The 18,692-nt window shown below is 59.0% G+C and carries 13 protein-coding genes; 3 read left to right on the forward strand and 10 right to left on the reverse strand.

From position 1 onward, the window contains the following. Positions 1-10 precede the first annotated feature (10 nt). Complete coding sequence (locus EDD75_RS07665; RefSeq protein WP_123930612.1) at positions 11-958, forward strand: ribose-phosphate diphosphokinase; 948 nt, start codon at positions 11-13, stop codon at positions 956-958. Here EDD75_RS07665 and EDD75_RS07670 read toward each other — a convergent pair. Further along, entirely contained in the window at positions 922-1,626 is a 705-nt protein-coding gene (locus EDD75_RS07670; RefSeq protein ID WP_123930615.1) for a PRC-barrel domain-containing protein, read from the reverse strand. The two genes, EDD75_RS07665 and EDD75_RS07670, sit on opposite strands and share 37 nt — an antisense overlap. A 197-nt stretch (positions 1,627-1,823) precedes the next feature. Beyond that, positions 1,824-2,906, reverse strand: coding sequence for a hypothetical protein (locus EDD75_RS07675; RefSeq protein ID WP_123930618.1), 1,083 nt, complete (start codon positions 2,904-2,906; stop codon positions 1,824-1,826). Between the two features lie 307 nt (positions 2,907-3,213). Here EDD75_RS07675 and EDD75_RS07680 point away from each other — a divergent pair, with 307 nt between their 5' ends. Then, positions 3,214-4,368: a radical SAM/SPASM domain-containing protein gene (locus EDD75_RS07680; protein WP_123930621.1), complete on the forward strand. Its 1,155-nt coding sequence runs from the start codon at positions 3,214-3,216 to the stop codon at positions 4,366-4,368. Positions 4,369-4,493: 125 nt separating this feature from the next. Here the strand turns inward: EDD75_RS07680 and ccsB are convergent, their stop codons facing one another. Both ccsB and EDD75_RS07690 read right to left on the reverse strand, forming a co-directional pair. Continuing rightward, the gene (gene ccsB / locus EDD75_RS07685; RefSeq protein ID WP_123930624.1) at positions 4,494-5,312 is read right to left on the reverse strand and encodes a c-type cytochrome biogenesis protein CcsB; all 819 of its coding nucleotides are present in this window, start codon (positions 5,310-5,312) and stop codon (positions 4,494-4,496) included. A gap of 36 nt (positions 5,313-5,348) precedes the next feature. Continuing rightward, a complete protein-coding gene (locus EDD75_RS07690) occupies positions 5,349-6,428 on the reverse strand; it encodes a cytochrome c biogenesis ResB family protein (RefSeq protein ID WP_123930627.1) in 1,080 nt (359 codons plus the stop codon). Between the two features lie 168 nt (positions 6,429-6,596). Between EDD75_RS07690 and EDD75_RS07695 the strand changes: the two genes are divergently transcribed. Next, complete coding sequence (locus tag EDD75_RS07695; RefSeq protein WP_123930630.1) at positions 6,597-7,505, forward strand: DUF3782 domain-containing protein; 909 nt, start codon at positions 6,597-6,599, stop codon at positions 7,503-7,505. A 171-nt stretch (positions 7,506-7,676) separates the two neighbouring features. On the opposite strand, the gene EDD75_RS07700 is transcribed toward EDD75_RS07695, so the two are convergent. From EDD75_RS07700 to EDD75_RS07725, 6 genes are all read right to left on the reverse strand, one after another. Next, on the reverse strand, positions 7,677-9,998 hold the full coding sequence (locus tag EDD75_RS07700) for a cytochrome c3 family protein (protein WP_123930633.1): 2,322 nt from the start codon (positions 9,996-9,998) through the stop codon (positions 7,677-7,679). Between the two features lie 352 nt (positions 9,999-10,350). Continuing rightward, positions 10,351-12,624, reverse strand: coding sequence for a cytochrome c3 family protein (locus EDD75_RS07705; RefSeq protein WP_123930636.1), 2,274 nt, complete (start codon positions 12,622-12,624; stop codon positions 10,351-10,353). A 221-nt stretch (positions 12,625-12,845) separates the two neighbouring features. Beyond that, positions 12,846-14,801 carry a fibronectin type III domain-containing protein gene (locus EDD75_RS07710; protein ID WP_123930638.1) on the reverse strand — a complete coding sequence of 652 codons (1,956 nt, stop codon included), beginning with the start codon at positions 14,799-14,801 and terminating at the stop codon, positions 12,846-12,848. Between the two features lie 17 nt (positions 14,802-14,818). Then, entirely contained in the window at positions 14,819-15,766 is a 948-nt protein-coding gene (locus EDD75_RS07715) for an NHL repeat-containing protein (protein ID WP_123930641.1), read from the reverse strand. Between the two features lie 330 nt (positions 15,767-16,096). After that, on the reverse strand, positions 16,097-17,302 hold the full coding sequence (locus EDD75_RS07720; RefSeq protein ID WP_123930645.1) for a cytochrome c3 family protein: 1,206 nt from the start codon (positions 17,300-17,302) through the stop codon (positions 16,097-16,099). A gap of 238 nt (positions 17,303-17,540) precedes the next feature. Next, on the reverse strand, positions 17,541-18,677 hold the full coding sequence (locus EDD75_RS07725; protein ID WP_123930648.1) for a cytochrome c3 family protein: 1,137 nt from the start codon (positions 18,675-18,677) through the stop codon (positions 17,541-17,543). Positions 18,678-18,692 lie beyond the last annotated feature (15 nt).

Here is an 18,692-nt window from a genome sequence, read left to right on the forward strand (position 1 = left end):
TAGCGTACCCATGCTTTCCCGCCATAAGAATATGCGTATCTTTTCGGGGAACGCCAATCAGAAATTGGCGGAGGAAATCTGCAACTACCTGGGAGTGCCCTTAGGGGATTCGGCGGTGGGGCGCTTTTCTGATGGGGAAATCTGGGTCCGGATTAACGAGAATGTGCGGGGAACAGATGCGTTCGTTATCCAGCCCACCTGCTGGCCGGTTAATGAGAACCTGATGGAGTTACTCATTATGATTGACGCCCTGCGGCGCGCTTCCGCCCGGCGAATAACGGCGGTTATTCCTTATTACGGCTACGCGCGTCAGGACAGGAAGACCAGGGGGCGGGAACCGATTACGGCGAAGCTGGTTGCCAACCTCATCACCTCGGCGGGTGCCCGCCGGGTACTAACGGTGGACCTTCACGCGGGGCAGATCCAGGGCTTTTTCGACATTCCGGTTGACCACCTGCCCGCCGGCCCCATGCTGGCACAGCATCTGATGCGGCGGGGGCTTGAGGATATTGTGGTGGTGGCGCCGGACGTCGGCGGGGTGGTCCGGGCCCGCGAACTCGCCAAAAGGATGGGTGCGCCGCTGGCGGTGATTGACAAGCGGCGCCCTGAGCCTAACGAGGCGGAAGTGATGAACATCATCGGCCCCATTAAGGGTAAAACGGCGGTGATGGTGGACGACATTATCGATACCGCCGGAACGATTACGAAGGGTGCCCAAGCTCTTTGCGACTGGGGCGCCCGCGAGGTTTACGTGCTCTGCACCCACCCGGTTTTTTCCGGGACCGCGGTCGAACGCCTTAGCACGCCGGCCATTAAAGAGATCCTGGTGACCAACACCATTCCCGTTCCGCCAGAAAAGATGCTTGACAAGATAACGGTCGTTTCTGTGGCGCCCCTTCTCGGCGAAGCGATTATCCGGATTCACGAGGACCTTTCCGTATCGAAGCTCTTTGATTGATTGTCGCCGGGCGGTTTCGCCGCCGGTTCGGCCGAATTTTCACCTTCGCTGGGCCTGTGGGCCGAATGGCGGAGGTTTTTTATTTTTGTGCTGATGCTTTCACTAAACTGCTGGCTTTTACTCTTTACTTCTTCCCAGGTCTGGCTGGCCCGTTTTTTTAGACCCCCGTCAACCGGAGTCAGTGATCGGCTTGCCTCATCCGTAACCACAATGATTTCCTTGCCGATGGTCCGGATAAAGGCGCTATCAAGATGGGCCACTCCCTGAACGAAGGCCGGTTTTGCGGGAGCGATTTCGAGCCCGGTGATGGCGCCGGTTACCGTATCGACGAAGTACTCGGTTACGTGACCGAGGATGGCGCCGTTCTCGGCCACGACCTTGGCGCCGGTTACCGCAATCTTTTCTTTGAAAAGGCGGAGAATCTCCGGGAGACTGGCACCTTTGGCCGCCTGTTGGGAACGGTGCAGGGTAACGGCATTAGCGCCGATGCTGTAAACTTGCGGGAAGGGGATAAAGCGCTGTTCCCGGAAAAGGCCGCCTTTTTCAACGATGAGCGCGGCGACGGTTTTCGCTGCGGGATCGACCACCAGGCCGGTTACCCGGCCCACCCGGAGGCCTTCTTCCAGGCTCACCACCGGCATGCCGAGGAGTTCTTTGCTCTTACGCACCCCCGATCCCTCCCTTCGGTAACAAGATATGAGGGAGCGGGCTACGGTATGCCCTTCTGGCGAGACGGACTATCGCGAAAAGAAAGTGACCGGAAATAAAAGGGGCGCCTTTTCTAAAAGGCACCCCTTTCGCGCGCAACTTGTACTCTGTGTTGCTTTTGCTCCACCTGGGATTTCTTTATTGGTCCCCGGCTTTATTATTGCTGTTGTTTCTGCTGTTGCTGTTGCTGAGCGGGAACTTCGGTTTTCTTTACCGGGAACCAGTGGCAGTTGTTGCAATAGGTGCCCGTGACGTTCTGCCCAGGCTTCGGCGGTTCGATACTGTGGCACGCGAAGCAGTTAAGCAAGCCCTTCGTCTTCGCGGCATTCGCGTGCTGCGACATGAAGTTGCTGCCGTGGAAAGCCGGCCGCTTCATGTGGCAGTCGTAGCAGAGCGGCGTGGCCCGCTCGAAGTCGATGATCTTGTCGCCGGTTCCGGACTCAGCAAACTTCATGCCCTCGCGGTTAGCGTGGCAACGCGCGCAGAGGTCAACATTCTTGCGGCCTTCCTTGCCGTGGATGGAAAGGAAATCTGGCCGGTCGTGGTAAGGCGCGCTCCAGTTCTGCGGGTCGCTGTGACAAGCCTTACACGGGGTGTTAGGCTTCGCGGTCTTGTGACAGTCGAGGCAGACCCACATCGTCGGCTGCCGCGCCGGGATGGTGGCCACCCGTTCGACACTTTGCGGTGTCCAGTCGGCATAGTTCGTGAAGCCGGGCCGCGCGATCACGTTCCGCTCGGCGATCGCCGCGTGGACCACCTGGAAGTGGCAGTCGGTGCAGCCAACGCGCGCCTTGTCGTGAAGTTCGTGCGGCACAATGAGGTCGCCCGGTAAGGAGAAGGCCCGGTTAGAGGAGTGACACTGTTTGCAGGTATCGCCCGGGATCTTCTCCGTAGCCCTGATCGGCCGCGGGATATTGCCCGCGTCGTGGGCCGCCTGCATCTGCGCCTTCTTCTGGTCGTAATTGGTGTGGCACTTGGTACAGGCAATCTTGCTGTGGGAAGAGGTCATCCAGGTGACGACCTCCGGCAGCATTTCGTGACACTGAGCGCATTCAATGTCGGCAAGCTTAGCCGATGCAGGCTGGGCTTTCTCGCCCTGGGTGGCTTCGGGCTTGGCGGTTTCGGTGGCGGCCTGTTTTTCGCCGCAGCCGGAGAGGGCTACCATGAGCAAAACGAGCAGGACCGCGAGGATGATACCCGGTGATACGCCTCTACGCCACTCAGTGGAGGAGCGTTTCACGTATTCACCTCCTTCCCGCTCCGGAATTGCTGGAGTTTGTGGAGGATAAATTCTACAACCCAGGCGCCAATTCCTTCTCTTTATTCGAAAAAATTCTTATGCAGGCGGATTAAAATTCCTAATCCGGCCTTAACGCCGACTCTGGAGTAACAAGGTACGGGACTTCCGCTTCGTTAGCCTTTGACGGGCTGGTGAAGCGCGCTTCGGGTTTGCGGTTGAGCCCCTTTTTGGTGGTCATTTCTGTATTGACGAACCTGGCGGGCCGGTGATATAAAAAAGTGACGGTGACTTAATGAGGAGGTAGAGCGTGCTTAGTATTTCGAAGATGCTTTCGGGCCAGGAAGAAGTGGGGGACGCGTTGCGCTACCACTTTCGGGAGCGCCCCGTTGGCCCGGTGGTAGTCTGGAACTCAACCCGGGCGTGCAACCTCCGCTGCCGGCACTGTTACGCGAGCGCTACGCCGGGGCCGGCGGAAGGGGAGCTCACAACGGCGGAGGCGCAGCGCTTCATCGACGGGTTGGCGGAGGCGAATGTCCCGGTACTGCTTTTCTCGGGCGGGGAGCCGCTGCTGCGGCCTGACTTTTTTGAACTGGTAAACTACGCGCGGGAGCGTGGTATCCGGCCCGTCATCTCGACTAACGGGACGCTCATCACGCGCGAGGTCGCCCAGAGGATCAAAGAAGCCGGTGTCGGCTACGTTGGTATCAGCCTTGACGGGCTGGAGGAGCTTAACGACCGGATGCGGGCGGTGAAAGGGGCCTATAAGCTCGCGCTTACGGGCATCAAGAACTGTGTGGCGGTAGGGCAGCGCGTCGGGCTGCGGTTTACGATTACCAGGGAAAATTACCAGGATGTCGCGGCGATTTTCGACCTGGTGGAACAGGAAGAGATAAACCGGGTCTGTTTCTATCACCTCGTGACGGTTGGTCGCGGCAGAAACCTGCGCGAAGAGGACCTGGACCCGGCGACGAAGCGTAAAGTTGTGGACCTCATCATCGAGCGGACGGCGGACTTTGTCCGGCGGGGGCTGGGAAAAGAGATTCTCACCGTTGATAACCACGCGGACGCGGTTTACATCTACCTGAAGCTGCGCCAGACGAATCCGGCACGGGCGGAAGAGGTTTACGCGTGGCTTGCGCGGACCGGCGGCAACCGGAGCGGCAGCGGTATCGGGGCGGTAGACTGGTTCGGAAACGTTTATCCCGACCAGTTCACCCAAAACCACCCCCTCGGCAACGTGCGGGAGCGGAAGTTCGGGGAGATTTGGTACGACCCGCAGAATGAGCTTTTAAACCAGCTTCGCAACCGCAAACCGCTCTTAAAGGGGCGTTGCGGCGCCTGCCGCTGGCTCGAAATCTGCAACGGCAACTTCCGGGCGCGGGCGGAGGCGGTGCACAACGATTTTTGGGCGCCTGACCCGGGTTGCTACCTGACCGATGAAGAGATAGGCGTAGCGGGATAGCTTGAGTTTAGAACGCGAAGTTTGCCGTTTTAAAACGTGGCCCCGGCGCAGGGCTAATCTCTGCAGCCGGGGCCAGCGTTTTTTAAAAGTAGGCCGGGATAAAACCGGGGGTTCTCACGGCCTGATTATTTATAGCTGTGTAGACCGCTCATCAGGTACTTCACGCCGATCAGAGTGAAAAGAACGGCGATAAAACCGATAAGGGCGAGCCAAGCGCCCCGCCGCCCCCGCCAGGAGCCCCGCGTCCAGCCGTGCAGGTAGAAGGCGTAGACGATCCACGTGATGAGCGCCCATGTTTCCATCGGGTCCCAGCTCCACCAGGCGCCCCAAGCCTCTTCCGCCCATACCGCGCCGGTAATGATGAGGAGGGTTTGGAAGGCGAAGCCGAAGGCGATCGTCCCGTAAATCAGGCGTTCGAGGCAGCCGGTTTCGGGAATCAGCGCCCGTAGCCCCGTTTCCGGCGCGCCGGGCCGGTCCTTCACCAGGTACATCGCGCCTAAGGCGCAGGAAAGGGCGAAGGCGCCGTAGGCCAGGATGGCCGTGGCAACGTGGAACTGGAGCCAGTAGCTTTGCAGCGCCGGTACCAGGGCCTCCGGGGCCTTTTTAATGGAGAAAGCGTAGGCCATAAGCCCCGCGAGCAACGGGGTGGCAAAAATCCCCGTTGCGGTGATGCGGTAGCGGAGCCCGACGATAAGGGTTCCGGCGGCGATGCCGAAGGTCATGAGGCTGATGAACTCGTAAAGGTTGGCAAAGGGCCAGCGCCCGGCCGCAATGCTCCTGGCGGTGAGACTAACCAACTGAAGGAGCAGGCCGGCGGCGGTTAAAAGATAGCCGAGTTTGGCAGAACGTTCGCTCCGGGTCCAAAAAAAGGAGAAGAAGGCCGCTAGCGAAAGAACGTAGGCGATGAAGGCGAGCGTAAAGAAATTGCTTTCGATAGTATACACTGGGCAAGCACTCCTTTCAATAGAGCACAATTTGGGTTAGGCTTCTGGCTCGCCGCCGTTTTCGGTTTGCGTTGGCTTACGCCGGCGCGGGTTGAAGATAAGGTAGGCGATAACGCCGGCAGTAGCCAGGGCGAAACCGGCGAAGGTATAGGGTAAGGCCGGGTTCCGTTTCACTAAAAGGCCGGTGTAAAGGGCGTAGCCGCTAAAGGTGATATTGCCGCCGGGGACATCCTCCTTCTGGCCTACGCGCACGATGCCCATTTTAACCGGCCTTTCGTACTCGTAAAGGACGTAGAGGACGTAAGGGTTTCGTGGTTGCTGGGACTGGCTGACCGGGTTCCCGTTCTGATCGTAAGCGAAATCCGGGTAGAATACGGCGAGCAGCAGGTGCTGGCGGTCTATGGGATAGGGGTTTCGGTCGGCCACGACTTCGAAGGGTGACGTCTGCCCACCGGTGGTCAGAAGGCCGCGCAGAAACCAGCCGTAATCCATCTGGTAAATTTTCGCCCCCCGGTACCGTAGCGGGTGGTTGACGGAAATGGTGTCTTCCCGGACTGCGCGGCCGTTTTCCAGGACGGCGCACTGCGTGCGGAACTGCTTGGGCGTGCCGTCCGGGTAATAATCGATTTGGAAATCTTTTATCTGCAGGTCAAAAGGGACACCATGAGCGGTAAGCGCCATGATTTGGCCTGGGGCGCCGGCCACTCTTTGTTCTTTGCTAACCCGGGGTGTCGCCATCAGGGTAACAAGGATGAGAATCAGGCTAACGTGAAGGATGGTTAAGCCCCATGCGCCAAGCCCTCGTTTGGCGTCCCGGCGGCTGAGGCGCAAGGCGAACTGGCCCCGGTAGTAAGTGCAGACCAAGAGGCTGATAACTAACCAAATTTCGGCGGCAATAAACCACCAGGAGCGGAAAACGTGGGTAAGCCCAGTGGCGATGAGCAGGCGGCCCAGGTTAGGCCCGTACCGCTCCGTATAAACGAGCAGGTTTTCTTCGTTCTGCGGGATAAGGGTACCGATGGCGGAGGCGATGCCGAGAAAGGCGAGGACCGTAAGCACGGCCCGGATAGAAGTGAAATGGTTTTTTAGCGCCGTGAAAATTTTTACCCACCTCATTGTTTGGTCCGCTGCTTTTTTGGAGACCCGAATTTTACCGAAAAGCTTTTATTTTATCAGTTTAATTCTTTTCGGTAGGGAAGTCAAATGAAACTTTTAGTATTAAAGGCTTTCTTGCTCCAAAAAGAAGGGCCATGTTATGATGGGGGAGAAAAGGGGTGAGAGAAGGTGTCCGTTGAGTTTAAGGGGCTTCCACCAGAGGTTTACCGGGCGATCATCCAGATTGTGGATGACCGGATGAAGGAAATCAAAGTCACCCGCGAGGATTTCGACCGGTTAAGAGAAAAAGTTGAAGAGACGGCGGCGCGTCATGAAGAACGTTTCGACCGGCTCGACCGGGCGTTGGCGGAGCTAGCCGAGGCGCAGAAACGGACGGAGCAGCGGGTAGAGGAGCTGGCCGAGGCGCAGAAGGAGACGCGGCAGGAGGTAGGGCGGCTTGACCGGGCGTTGGCGGAGTTAGCCGAGGCGCAGAAGGAGACGCGGCAGGAGGTAGGGCGGCTTGACCGGGCGTTGGCGGAGTTAGCCGAGGCGCAGAAGGAGACGCGGCAGGAGGTAGGGCGGCTTGACCGGGCGTTGGCGGAGTTAGCCGAGGCGCAGAAGGAAACGCGGCAGGAGTTGAGGGAACTGGCGGAGGCGCAGCGGCGCACCGAACAGGTGGTGGCGGATCTATGGGTAGCCCTTAGGCAGACCCGGCGCGAAGTAGGCCGCCTTTCGGATAGATTTGGCTTTACCCTGGAGGATATTGCCCGCGTGGTGCTGCCGGGTTATTTGGAGCGGCACCTATGCGTCCGGGTGGAAAGGCTTCGGCGCAAGCATTTTACCGTCAACGGCGCGGAATACGAAGTGGACTTGTACGGCGTCGGCCAGCGCAACGGGACGAAGGTTACCGTGCTCGGGGAAGTGAAACACCGTATTTACGCCCGGGAAGTAAAAGGTTTTGTGCGGCTGCTCGCGCAGGTTATGCCGCAAGTCAAGACGGAGGTGGTCAAGGTGATGTTCGGGTTCCTTGTTCACCCGTCGGCCGAAGCGGTGGCGAAAGAAGCGGGGATCATCCTGGTAGCCTCATACGAGCGGTAGGCCCGGGCAGGACAAAAGAAAGACCGAGATTGATTTTTTGTATGGTTGGTTATTATGATCTGCAGACGACCGCCGGCGGAATTGCGGAATTCAAGGAAGGAAAAATAGAGGGGGGCTGTCCCGAAAGTTGAGCGGGGCAGCCCCTTTTGCCCCTGGCTGGGGAAAGTATTTTTAGTGGCAGTAGCTGCAGTCCCAGGTGCCCGGCGCCGGCGGCGTGAGGGATGATTTATTAATCTGGGCGCCTAAATTGTAGGGGCTGGCGTCGGTGGGCAGCACGAGCAGGCCCCGCCGGAAGTAACCGTGGGGGATGGCGCTGTGGCAAGAGGCACAGCCGAGGTTGGAGTGGATGCTGTGGTAGTTGTAGCTCTCGGCGGAGCCGGCGTACACCGTGACCCCTTTCTTCGTTTGGGTCACGGTGGGGTACGAAAACGCCGAGCGCACGGTGTCGCTGCCGCCGCCGCCGCCAGCCACGTTGTTGCTGTAGAAGGCGTAGTCGTGACAGCTGAAGCAGAGATGGCCGCTGGTATCGCCGGCGTAGTACCCCCCGGTGCCGTAGTAGCCGCCGCTGGTGATCGGGTTCCATGGCTTGGGCAGGATGAAGCCGTAACCCGAGCCGTGCGGTCCTTTCCCGGCGGCAAGGCTGGTGGTGTGGCAGTCGGCGCAGTAAAGGCGGCTGGTAGCCGTCCACGGGGCGACGAATTTTCCGTAGTAATGGGTTGCGCCCGTACTATCCGTAAAGGTAGGAATCTGGCTGCCGCCCACTACCGCGTGGTAGCTTGGGTTGTACGGGTTGAACTCCTTCGTCAGATCTGTCTGCGCGAAGCCCCCCAGAACTTGGGAGGTGCTGCTCGGCGTCGGGTTGGGCGGCGTTGTGCTGTAACTATACGGCGAATGGCACTTGAAGCAGAGCTCGTATTCGTAGTCAATCGGCTTCTTGAAGGTATAACTGGAGGCTGTGGTCCAAGCGCTGGTGAAGCTCGGCGCCACGCCGGAAACGCCCCGAATCGCCGGCTGGGCGGCAGGGGCGGTACCAGTGCCGCCGGTCGCCTGGTGGACGTCGTGGCAGTCGGCGCACTCGGCGTGGCGGTTGGTAAGCGGCACGTTGCTATAACTTTCAGTATCGCTGTGACGGCCGGCGTAAACCAGCGTCGGGTGGTAGGAGGCGTTGGCCGTGCTGACGGCGGTGCGGATGTCGGGCGCGCCCCACGTGTTCCCGGCTTTATGGCACCAGAGGCACTCGCCGTCGGCGGTCTGGGTGTCCTCCGGGTACTTCTGCAGCAGCGGGTAGTCCGAGCCGTGGCTGTTGTGGCAATCGGTGCAGAGGAGCGGTTTCGTGCCGTGGGCGCTGGTGGGGTAGTTTGTTTTATTCCAGCCGCTGGAATTGGTGGTGAAGTTCGTGTTCGGGAAGACGATAGTGTAAGGCACAAACTCGGTGGTGCTTGCTTTCGCTGTTGGCGGGCTGTTGTCGTGGCACGCGAGGCAGAAGTCGGTAAAGGTGCCTACCGTGTTGCCGATACCGTTATCCTGGAGCGCGTAAACCCGGCCCATCACCGACTTGGTATTATGGGGGTTGGAAACCTGCGAATAAGTGGTAGTCGCGTCGGTCAGGGTAGCTGCGCCGACGGTGTGCGGTCCGTGGCAACTCGAGCACTCGACCTTGGCACCCGTAGTCCCAAAGATATCGTGGTGGGAAGCCTTCTGGAACTCGGCCTGGATGTTTCGCCCGCTCATCGAGTTGGCCGTGGTGTTATGACACTTGAAGCAGAGGTTCTCCTCCTGTCCGGCCAGAAGGCGCCGCAGGTCCGAGGCGTGCTTGTAGTGGCAAGTGGCGCAGGTGACTAAGGTGCCGGAAGGCGGCTGCAGCGCCGCTTTGCTCGTGTTGTAGTGGGCGGCGAAGCTGTTTTTATGGTTGCCTAAGGTATAAACCCAGTAGCTTACTGCGGGGTCCTCCACGCTGGGGAAGCCGCGGTCGACGCTGCCGTGGCAGGCGAGGCAGAAATTAGGTCCCTGATAGTAACGGGTGGTACCGTCGAAGCTGTTGAGGAGCCGCGGGTAAACGGCGCCGGGCACCGACATATCGCCGTGCGGGTTGTGACAATCGATACACTCAAGAACCTGCCCGACTAAGGAGTTGTCGGTATCCCGCACCGGGTGGAAGTAAACGGCGCCGGAGGTGGTGCCGAAGCCAAAGCCGTAAACGGCGCGGGTGACGCCGGTGCCGTAAATGTCCAGTTCGGGGACGTAAACGACGTTGAAGACACTGGCCGTGCCGTCGTGACAGGTAAGGCAAAGCGCGGTAATATTCGTCTTGAGCATCAGGTTGGGGCCAATGGCGGCGTGGGCGACGTGGCAGGCGGCGCAGCCAGCCGGGAAATTGGCGTAAGGCCCGTGCGGGCTCTCGTAAGCCTGGGCGACCACCGAGCCGGAAAGCGAGCTCCCAAGAAGCAGGCCGCAGCAGAAGATAAAGCAAGCGAAAGCTGTCAGACGCCGCATTTTTTATGCCCTCCTGACCAGGTTACCTTAGGCAGTTCTGCTATAATTCGACACGAATTACCTTTTTCCTTCCGTAGCGGGTAAATTTTACTTTATCTCTATCTAAGGTATACCAAGTTACAAGAGATTTTAGGGAATCGTAGAAGTGTTTACGCGTTTCTGAACCGGCCTGGACCCTGGACGCTCCCCACCTTTTCTTTGCCTGGTGCCCCTCACCTTCGCGGTTACAGAGCAAAGGGTTGCAGTTCGGCTTCGCGCTTTACGCGTGATTTATTGGTTGTACCCCCTTAAATGAAAAGGCCGGCAAAAGTTCGCGCCGGCCTGATACGAAGAGAAGATTAGTTACATTCCTCTACATTCCTCCGTGGCAGGGGCTGCCGGTCATCCCGTGGGCACAGTCGTCCTTCTTCCACTCCCCTGGATCTGGTAAGGTCTGGGTCAGGATATCGAGCTTCGAGCCGTAAGAGTAAGGCGCCGGGTCGTCCTTTTCCACTAAAATCCCTCGGTTTTTGTAACCGTGCGGTATCGCGCCGTGGCAGCAGGCGCAGCCGTATCCTTTTTTACCAACGTGGAGGGCGTGGAGGTTGTATTTATAACCGCAGTTGCACCCGTCCTTTGATAGGTAAGAAGAAAATTTGGACCGGTATTGTTCGTTGTTACCATATGTCTCCTTGGCGTAGAAATCGTAGTCATGGCATTTGAAGCACACGTGACTGCTGGTGCCGCCGCTAACCAAACCACCACCAGTTCCGTATTTGCCGCTATCATCGGTATTCGGATCCCACGGCGCCTTGAGGATGAAAGCGTTCGGCGAGCCGTGCGGCCCCCGGACACCGCTCGGGCTGCCGTGGCAGTCGGTGCACTTCATCGGGCTGGTGGCGCTCCAGCCACCGGTGAGCTTGCCGTAATAATAGGTCTGACCCCCGTACTGGTACGTGGCTATCTTGCTTTCACCGATTACGGCGTGGTAGCTCGGGTTGTTTGGGTTGAACTCCACGCTCGGGTCGGTCTCCGTAAACCCGCCGCTAGGTGAAGTGGGCGGCGTGCTCCCGTAGCTGAAGAAGCTGTGGCACTTAAAACAGAGTTCGTACTCGTGGGTTATCTCCTTCGTGAAGGTGTAAGAGTTCGGGATGCTCCACAAAGAGGCTTTGGTGTAGTCCGGAATTGCCCCCGAGACGCCTTTAATCGCGTTGTCTTTTGTTGCCACGTGGACGTCGTGGCAGTCGGCGCACTCCGCGTGGCGCTTTTGCAGCTTGGTGTAGTCCTCGGTATTTTGGTGCGCTCCCGTAACGGTAAGGGTTGGGTGGCTCGCGGCTGCGAGCAGGAGGTCGCTCTTGATGTCGGGCGCGCCGAGGACCTTACTGCTGTTATGGCAGCGCAGGCACTCGCCGTCGGTGTTCGGGTCATCTTCCGGATACCGCTGCAGCAGTGGGTAGTCCGAGCCGTGGCTCTGGTGGCAGTCGGTGCACAACAGCCTGGCTTTATGGTGCGCGCTGTCGTAGTACCCGCTCTTATTCCAGCCGCTCGCGTTGGTGGTTGGCGTGTAGGATGGGAATTTGATGGTTAGCGGGACGAAAGTAGTAGTGCTTGCCGTGGCTGTAGGTGGCGTAGGATTATGGCACTTGATGCAGAAATCGGTGACCGTGCCCACGGTATAAGGAACGCCGTTATCGCCGGTACCGGTGGTTCCTGAGAAAGCGGCCTTGGTATTGGTCGGGTCAGCGAGCAGCGACGGCCCACCGCCTGCAACAAGCGGCGCGGCAACCGCGGTATGCGGCCCGTGGCAGCTTGAGCAACTAAGAACCGCGCCGGTTTTTGCACCGTAGATGTCGTGGTAGGAGGCCCGGGTTACAGAAAACTCCTCTTTGATGTTTCGGTGGTGCAAGGAGTTAGTGGCGCTATTGTGGCACTTAAAGCAAAGATCAGCGCCTTGCTCCGGCAGAAGCCGCGCGTAGCGGGCGGCGTGTTTGTTGTGACACATCACACACGTAACTTGCGTCCCCGATGCAGGTCGTAGCGCGGCCTTTGAGGTATCGTAGTGTGCTGCCCGGCTATTTTCGTGGTTACCCAGCGTATAAACCCAGTAGCTCACCGCGGGGTCCTCAACACTCGGGAAGCCCCGGTCAACGCTGCCGTGGCAGGCGAGGCAGAAGTTCGGCCCCTGGTGCTGTCTGGTGGTGCCGTCGAAGGCGCTTAAGAGCCGCGCGTATACCTGGCCCGGCACGGACATATCGCCGTGCGGGTTGTGACAGTCGGTGCAGCCGATTGACTGGCCAATCAGCGGGTTTCCCATATCGCGGACCGGGTGAAAGTGCATGGCTGCGGTATCGTAGAAGCCAAGCCCGTAGACCTCCTGGTTAGTCGTAACGTAGACCACGTTAAAAACACTGCCGGTGCCGTCGTGGCAGGTAAGACAAAGCGCAGTCGTGTTTGTCGCCGCCCGGGATAGAAGGTTAGGGCCAGTTGCGGCGTGGGCGACGTGGCAGGCGGCGCAGCCCGCAGGGAAGTTATCGTAGGGCCCGTGCGGGTTGTCGTAGGCCGCTGCCGGCACCGATTGGTAAGCCATACTACTGCCCAGAAAAGCAGATAGAAGGAATAGAAGCAAGGGGAAACCCTTAAAGCGCAACAAGGAAACCCACCTCACAAAAAGACCAAAGCATCAAAGATTTAGCGCCGGGCAAGCAAATTTGCCCCCGGCTTTCTACGACCAAGACTTTCCCTGGCCAGCGATTTCTGTTTTCGTAAAGCAGCGTCTAATTCAGAAATTTGGTTCACCAGTTAGCGCCCAAATAAACCTCTCTTTAAGCTTAGCCGACAAAAGCCTCTTTGGATAATAGCTCGCAGGAACTACCGCTCCCCTCTATTTTTGCTAAACTCTGCCCGCAGCGGCAGGTTCACCTGCGGCACGCCGGGCGGCGGGTCAAGGGTGGCGCCTTCCGCACGCGTCACCAGGATACAACCGTCGGCGGGCAGCTCCTTTTTCGGGCTTTTAACTAACAGGCGGTCACCGGGTCTGACTTCCACCCAGGTTTCGCCACTGCACCACGTTTCGCCGTTGTCGGGGGAGAAAGCCGCCGCAACGCCCGCGGGGACCCGCACCCAGATTTTGAGGTCGCCGTAGTCTGTGGTTGGGTTACCGAAGGCGTCAAATGCCTGGACGGTCACGCGCTGCTCGCGGCCGGTTTTCACTGTAGCGGGCTCAAAGCCGACGTAGCGTGCGGGTCCCGGCACTACTTCGATGGTGCAGGTGCCGGAGGAGCAAACTCGCTTTGGCGGGCACTCTGGCCCCCGCAGGTCGTCGTAGTAGAGCACCGCCTGCACCCGAGTTGTTCCTGGGGTGGTGCTGGCTACCCAGAGCGCTTTTAACTCCCCGTTTTCTTCCACGCGGCCGGCAGAAACCCCCATGGCGCACCCCCGACTCATAACGTTAGCGTGGGCGGCCCCCTGCCAGCGGCCTGGGTGATCTTTATCTTTAAAGAGTTTAAAAGTAGGCGTGTCAACCGTTTCAAAAGCGATCCGAGCCTGCCAGTCGGTTACCGGCCGCCCGTTCTGGTCGGTTACCGTGGCGGTGAGTTCGATATCGTTACCGCCCGTAACCGTGCGATTTCCGGAGGCGCTGAGGGAGACGTACCACTCGAGGGCGCGCACGGTGGTGGTATCCACGACCGCAGGAATATCGGCCCCCGGCGGGTAGTACTCCACCGCGATTTCGCCGCTGCCGTGGCGGTCGGCTGTAAGGGTGGCTTCAGCCGTTCCGTCACCGGTGACGACCGGGTCGCGGAACTCGCCGAAGGCCGTGGCAAAGCGGATGGTGCCGGTAAGCGGCACCGGCTCGCCCTTTTCGTCGACGGCGCGGGCGCGGACCCGGATGCGGTCCCCCGGAACGTTCAGGAAGAGGGCTGAGCAATCAGGTTCGATGAAAATGGTGGCGGGGAGCACCGCGTTCTCCTGGTTAAACTCCGCCCGCACGGCCTGGCGCGGCTGCACCGAAACCACATCCGTTGGCTGGGAGGCGTTACCTTTTTCATCGGCAGCCACCAGGTAGTAGTAATACCACTGGCCCTGCGTAAGGTCGGTGTCGTGGAAGGCGGTTTCGCCCCGGCCCAGGATCTTGACCAGTGCAAAGGGGCCCGCGGGGCTGGTGGCCCGGTAAAGCTGGTAACCGGCGAGGTCGGACTCGGTATTGGCCTGCCAGCTCAGCTCTACGTCGTGGCCGGTATCAAGCTCCTTCACCTTGAATCCTGCCGGCTTAGCCGGTGGCGTTATATCGGTGGCGAAGGTCGAGGACGGGTTCGACGGCAGGGACTCGTTTCCTGACTGGTCAACCGCGGTGATACGGTAAAAATAGTAGACATCACGGCTAACTGTATTGTCAGTGAAAAAAGGATCAATGGTATCGACCATTGCGGTGCCGAGGCGCTGGTAAGCGTCGTCTGGAGGCGCGTAAACACCGTTGCTCACCGCGCGGTAGATCCGGTAGCCGAGGAGGTCGGGCTCGGCATTGGCATTCCACTGGAGGAGCAAACGGTCGCCCGTGCCGGGGTCCGTAACCGTAAGCCCGGTCGGGGGCGCGGGCGGCTCGGTGTCAACGGGTGAGGGAGCGAAAGACGGCCCTGTGCCGGTATCGGCCGGAGACGCGCCGGCGTCACTTGCTAAGGGCTGGGAGGTCACAGCGGTTTCTGGTGCGGACTCTTCTACCGCGTTACCAATGGCTATGCCCAGATATCGGCCTCCTAAGATGGTTACCGCTATCGCAATAGCTACCGCCATCACGGTGAGCAGAAGCCTTTTCTCTCCCGGCATATTCTTTCCTCCCTGCCTTACTCCTGCCGGCGGCCAAAGACGAGCACCACGTTGTGGGCCCGGTCGGCGGCGTAGATTCTATCCTCGTAAACCGTCAGGCCGTTCGGGACAATCCCGGCAAGGCCCGGCTCGCTTTCCGCGTTCAGACTCTTAATTATCCTCCCATTATAGTTTAATACCACGAGCTGACCCGCGAAAGGGTCAGCTACAACAATATAATTTTTGCCCCAGAAGGCGCATCCCCGCGGGTGGGTAAGGATAGCGCTTTCGAGGACCCGGAGGAGCTTTCCGTCGGGGGCGAACAGAAGCAGCCGGCGGTTGCCGCTGTCCGCCACGAGAAACCGGCCGTCAGCATCCACCGCGATGCCGTTCGGGAAAGAGAGCGTCCGCGGGTTAGCCGGGACCAGGCTGATCTGGCGTAGGAGCCTGCCGTTTTTGTCGAGAATGAGGATCGCACCCTGCCGGTCGGCCACGTAAATCCGCCCGTCGTTTCCCACCGCCAGGTCGAGCGGCTGTACGGGCACGCCGGCGGTCCGGCGGTTAATGGTTAGTTTAAGCTCACCTTTCGGGCTGAAAACACGGATCCGACCCGTATTGAACTCGCCAACGTAGAGCTGGCCGTCCTGGTCGATGGCTACCGTGTTCGGATAAACGAAGTCTATCTTTCCCTTCCCGAAGAGGCCCCGCGGCCGCCCCCAGGGGTAGAAGGTCTGCACCGCGTTGTTCCCCGCATCGGCCACGAAGATCCGCCCGTCCGGGGCTACGGCCACATCAAGTGGCAGGGTGAGCGGCTTCTCCGGCCTGCCGCCAAGGACCTGGACCACTCCATCGGGCAGGTTTTCTTTCGTGAGGGTTAGCTCTTTTTGCGGCCCCCGCGTTTTCCAGACTGAGATTCCGGCAATAAGAGCTGCCACGAAAACAACGGCCAATAAAACGTTACTGAATTTCCGGGTTTGCCGCGCCACAACCAGGCTCCTTTTTCGGTTTGCTTTGCCACGTTGGGTTTAAGAGCTAAACATTTAAACGTTCGGCACTGCTGCGGAGATTTCCTTCTTAAGCTCTCATATCTGCCAGGATATTAATGGCTGCTATGGGACATATACCAAATTGGCTACTGGTTAAAGTTGATATGCGGGAAGGCACCATGAATACTTTCAATTTTGCCGTGCCTTCCCGCTGCGACTTAATTAATTTGGTCGCTATAAATTTTAGTCTTGCTCGTTCGCTTAATACCTCAGTTGGTTCTCTTAGTAATTTTTCTGATTTTTCCCACCCGGCCAAGATATTTACTGAAGTTACTGGTGGCACGAAGTACACGTTCCGTTTGTTCCGTAAATGATACGGGTATCATTGATGCAGTTATACTTGGCTGCGCCGTGGCAATTGTAACAGATACCCCGGTTATTCATCCGCAAGAGCGCCGAGGTGCTGCTTGTGCCGCCTGCATCCCGGGGCCAGTTGGATGCCCAGCCTGCTACGGTGGCTGTCGTTGAGTGTGCCCGGTGACAAGTAAGACAACCGACGTAATGGGAAATAACCGGGCCAATCGGATAGGTGTCGGTTTCAAGTGGCGTTCCAGTATCGAGGGTGCCGTTGGCTCCGGTCGGCAGCACGGCATGGCCGTAAACCGGGTGGCGCTTCATGGTGCCAAAGAAGTTAAGACCAGCACCTGTCCAGTAGCGTGGGTTGAACTTGTTATGACAGGCACCGCACCAGACCGAGCTCCCGTACGTGGTCGCCTGGGTGACACCGTAATCGCAGAGGTACTCGACTACCCGGTAAACCCCGGAGGCCACGGCGGGATTGCCGTAGGTAAAGGTACCGACGGTTTGGAACTTGAACTTCATGTAAAGGTTGCTGTAGGTGGCATTACCTACAGTGATGGTCCGACGCAGCAGCCGCGGGTTGGGGCTCGAAGCGCTGCCGGTGATGTAACCGCTCGCGTCCGGAACGGCGCCCCCATCATGCGGGTCATGGCAGGAGCCGCAGACGAAGCCGCTACCGGTGAAGGTGTTGGTGCCGCCCGGCACAGAGAAGATCTTGGCGCTTTCCCCGGCCCAGGAACCGGCGGTGTTCTTATCATCATGGTTGTAGCCCCAGACGGTGTGGCGCGAGGTAATAGCCGCCGAAGCTGTGGGCTCGCCGAGGTCGAAGAGACCGTTATCGTTGCTGTCGGTAAAGGTGAGCTGGTAGTCAAAGCCACCGCCCGTGGAGGGATACTGGTAGGTATCGGTGCCGACGGTCACCTCGGTGTAGCCGTTCTTAACGTCGTACGGGGCGCTTGTACCACCGTCGCCATGGCAGAGGAAGCAGAACTCCGTCTGGGTGGGGCCGGCTTTCAACAGGTTCGGGGCTTGGGCGGCGTGCGCCACGTGGCAGCCGGCGCAGGCATCGGTCGTTGCCGAGAACTGGCCGTGAGTCCAGGCGAAGGCAGGCGCAGCAAAGGCCAGGGCGGCTGCGAGGACGGCTACGGTAACGGTAATAAGCTTGATCCGTGTCACTTCCCTGAATCACCTCCTTTCTACGTTTTTAACTTAATATCCGACAGGACAAGAGACGTTTCGACGAGTTTCAACAATGTAACAGAAGTGACAGTAAATGGTATGGAATGATGTAAAAAAAACAACTGGATAAAAATTTAGCCAGTCAGTTTTGATATCGTAGCATGATAAAGTTACGCGAACTCTGCAAAAGTTTCTTTCGGGGTGGCGTATTAGCCACCCCGAAAGCGAAATGTAGTTACGGATTAGCCACAGTCGAGTTGGTGTTGTACTGGGCAGCGCCGTGGCAGTTGTAGCAAACGCCGCGGTTGTTCATTCTGAGTAGCGCAGAGGTGGTGCTAGTACCGCCCTCCGAGCGTGGCCAGCTTAACGCCCAGCCGGCAACGGTCGCAGTTGTAGAGTGTGCCTTGTGACAGGTCAAGCAAGCGACCTGCGGATCGGAGCCACCGGCGTAATCGTAGTTCTTCTCGAGCGGTGTGCCGACGTCGATGGTACCCTTTGACCCTGAGGGTAGCGTAGCCCGGAGGTCCATCCCGTGGCGGTACATGCCCCACGCATCTTTGGTGCTACCAGCATCGGCGTCGACGATGTTGAACTTGTTGTGGCACGCGCCGCACCAGCCGGTGCTGCCGTCGATATACTCGCTTACCCGGTAGACGCCGGAATCAACTGACGGATTACCGTAGGTGAACTTTCCGACCGTGTCAAGCTTGAACTCGACGTAGAGGCCAGAGTAAGTTGCTGTCCCCACGGTAATTGTCCGGCGCAGCAGCCGCGGGTTCGGGCTGGTAGCGCTGCCTTTGACGTACCCGTTTGTGTCCGGGGTGGTACCGCCGTCGTGCGGGTCGTGGCAGGAGCCGCAGACGAAGCCGCTACCGGTGAAGGTGTTGGTGCCGCCCGGCACAGAGAAGATCTTGGCGCTTTCCCCGGCCCAGGAACCGGCGGTGTTCTTATCATCATGGTTGTAGCCCCAGACGGTGTGGCGCGAGGTAATAGCCGCCGAAGCTGTGGGCTCGCCGAGGTCGAAGAGACCGTTATCGTTGCTGTCGGTAAAGGTGAGCTGGTAGTCAAAGCCACCGCCCGTGGAGGGATACTGGTAGGTATCGGTGCCGACGGTCACCTCGGTATAGCCGTTCTTAACGTCGTACGGGGCGCTTGTGCCACCGTCGCCATGGCAGAGGAAGCAGAACTCTGTCTGGGTGGGGCCGGCTTTCAACAGGTTCAGAGCCTGGGCGGCGTGCGCCACGTGGCAGCCAGCACAGGCATCGGTCGTTGCTGAGAACTGGCCGTGAGTCCAGGCAAATGCCGGCGCCGCGAAGGCGAGGCAACAGGCCAGCGCTGCCACGAGGATCAGGGTAGCTTTTGCCTTACACATCTTGGTTCACCTCCT

The organism is Thermodesulfitimonas autotrophica (assembly GCF_003815015.1).
Taxonomy (GTDB): Bacteria; Bacillota; Desulfotomaculia; order Desulfotomaculales; family Ammonificaceae; genus Thermodesulfitimonas; species Thermodesulfitimonas autotrophica.

Coding starts and splice junctions, on each gene's coding strand:
- EDD75_RS07665 (WP_123930612.1), top strand. CDS start 11: ATGCTTTCCCGCCATAAGAATATGCGTATCTTTTCGGGGAACGCCAAT.
- EDD75_RS07690 (WP_123930627.1), bottom strand. CDS start 6,428: ATGAGGTGGGTAAAAATTTTCACGGCGCTAAAAAACCATTTCACTTCT.
- EDD75_RS07700 (WP_123930633.1), bottom strand. CDS start 9,998: ATGCGGCGTCTGACAGCTTTCGCTTGCTTTATCTTCTGCTGCGGCCTG.
- EDD75_RS07710 (WP_123930638.1), bottom strand. CDS start 14,801: ATGCCGGGAGAGAAAAGGCTTCTGCTCACCGTGATGGCGGTAGCTATT.
- EDD75_RS07725 (WP_123930648.1), bottom strand. CDS start 18,677: ATGTGTAAGGCAAAAGCTACCCTGATCCTCGTGGCAGCGCTGGCCTGT.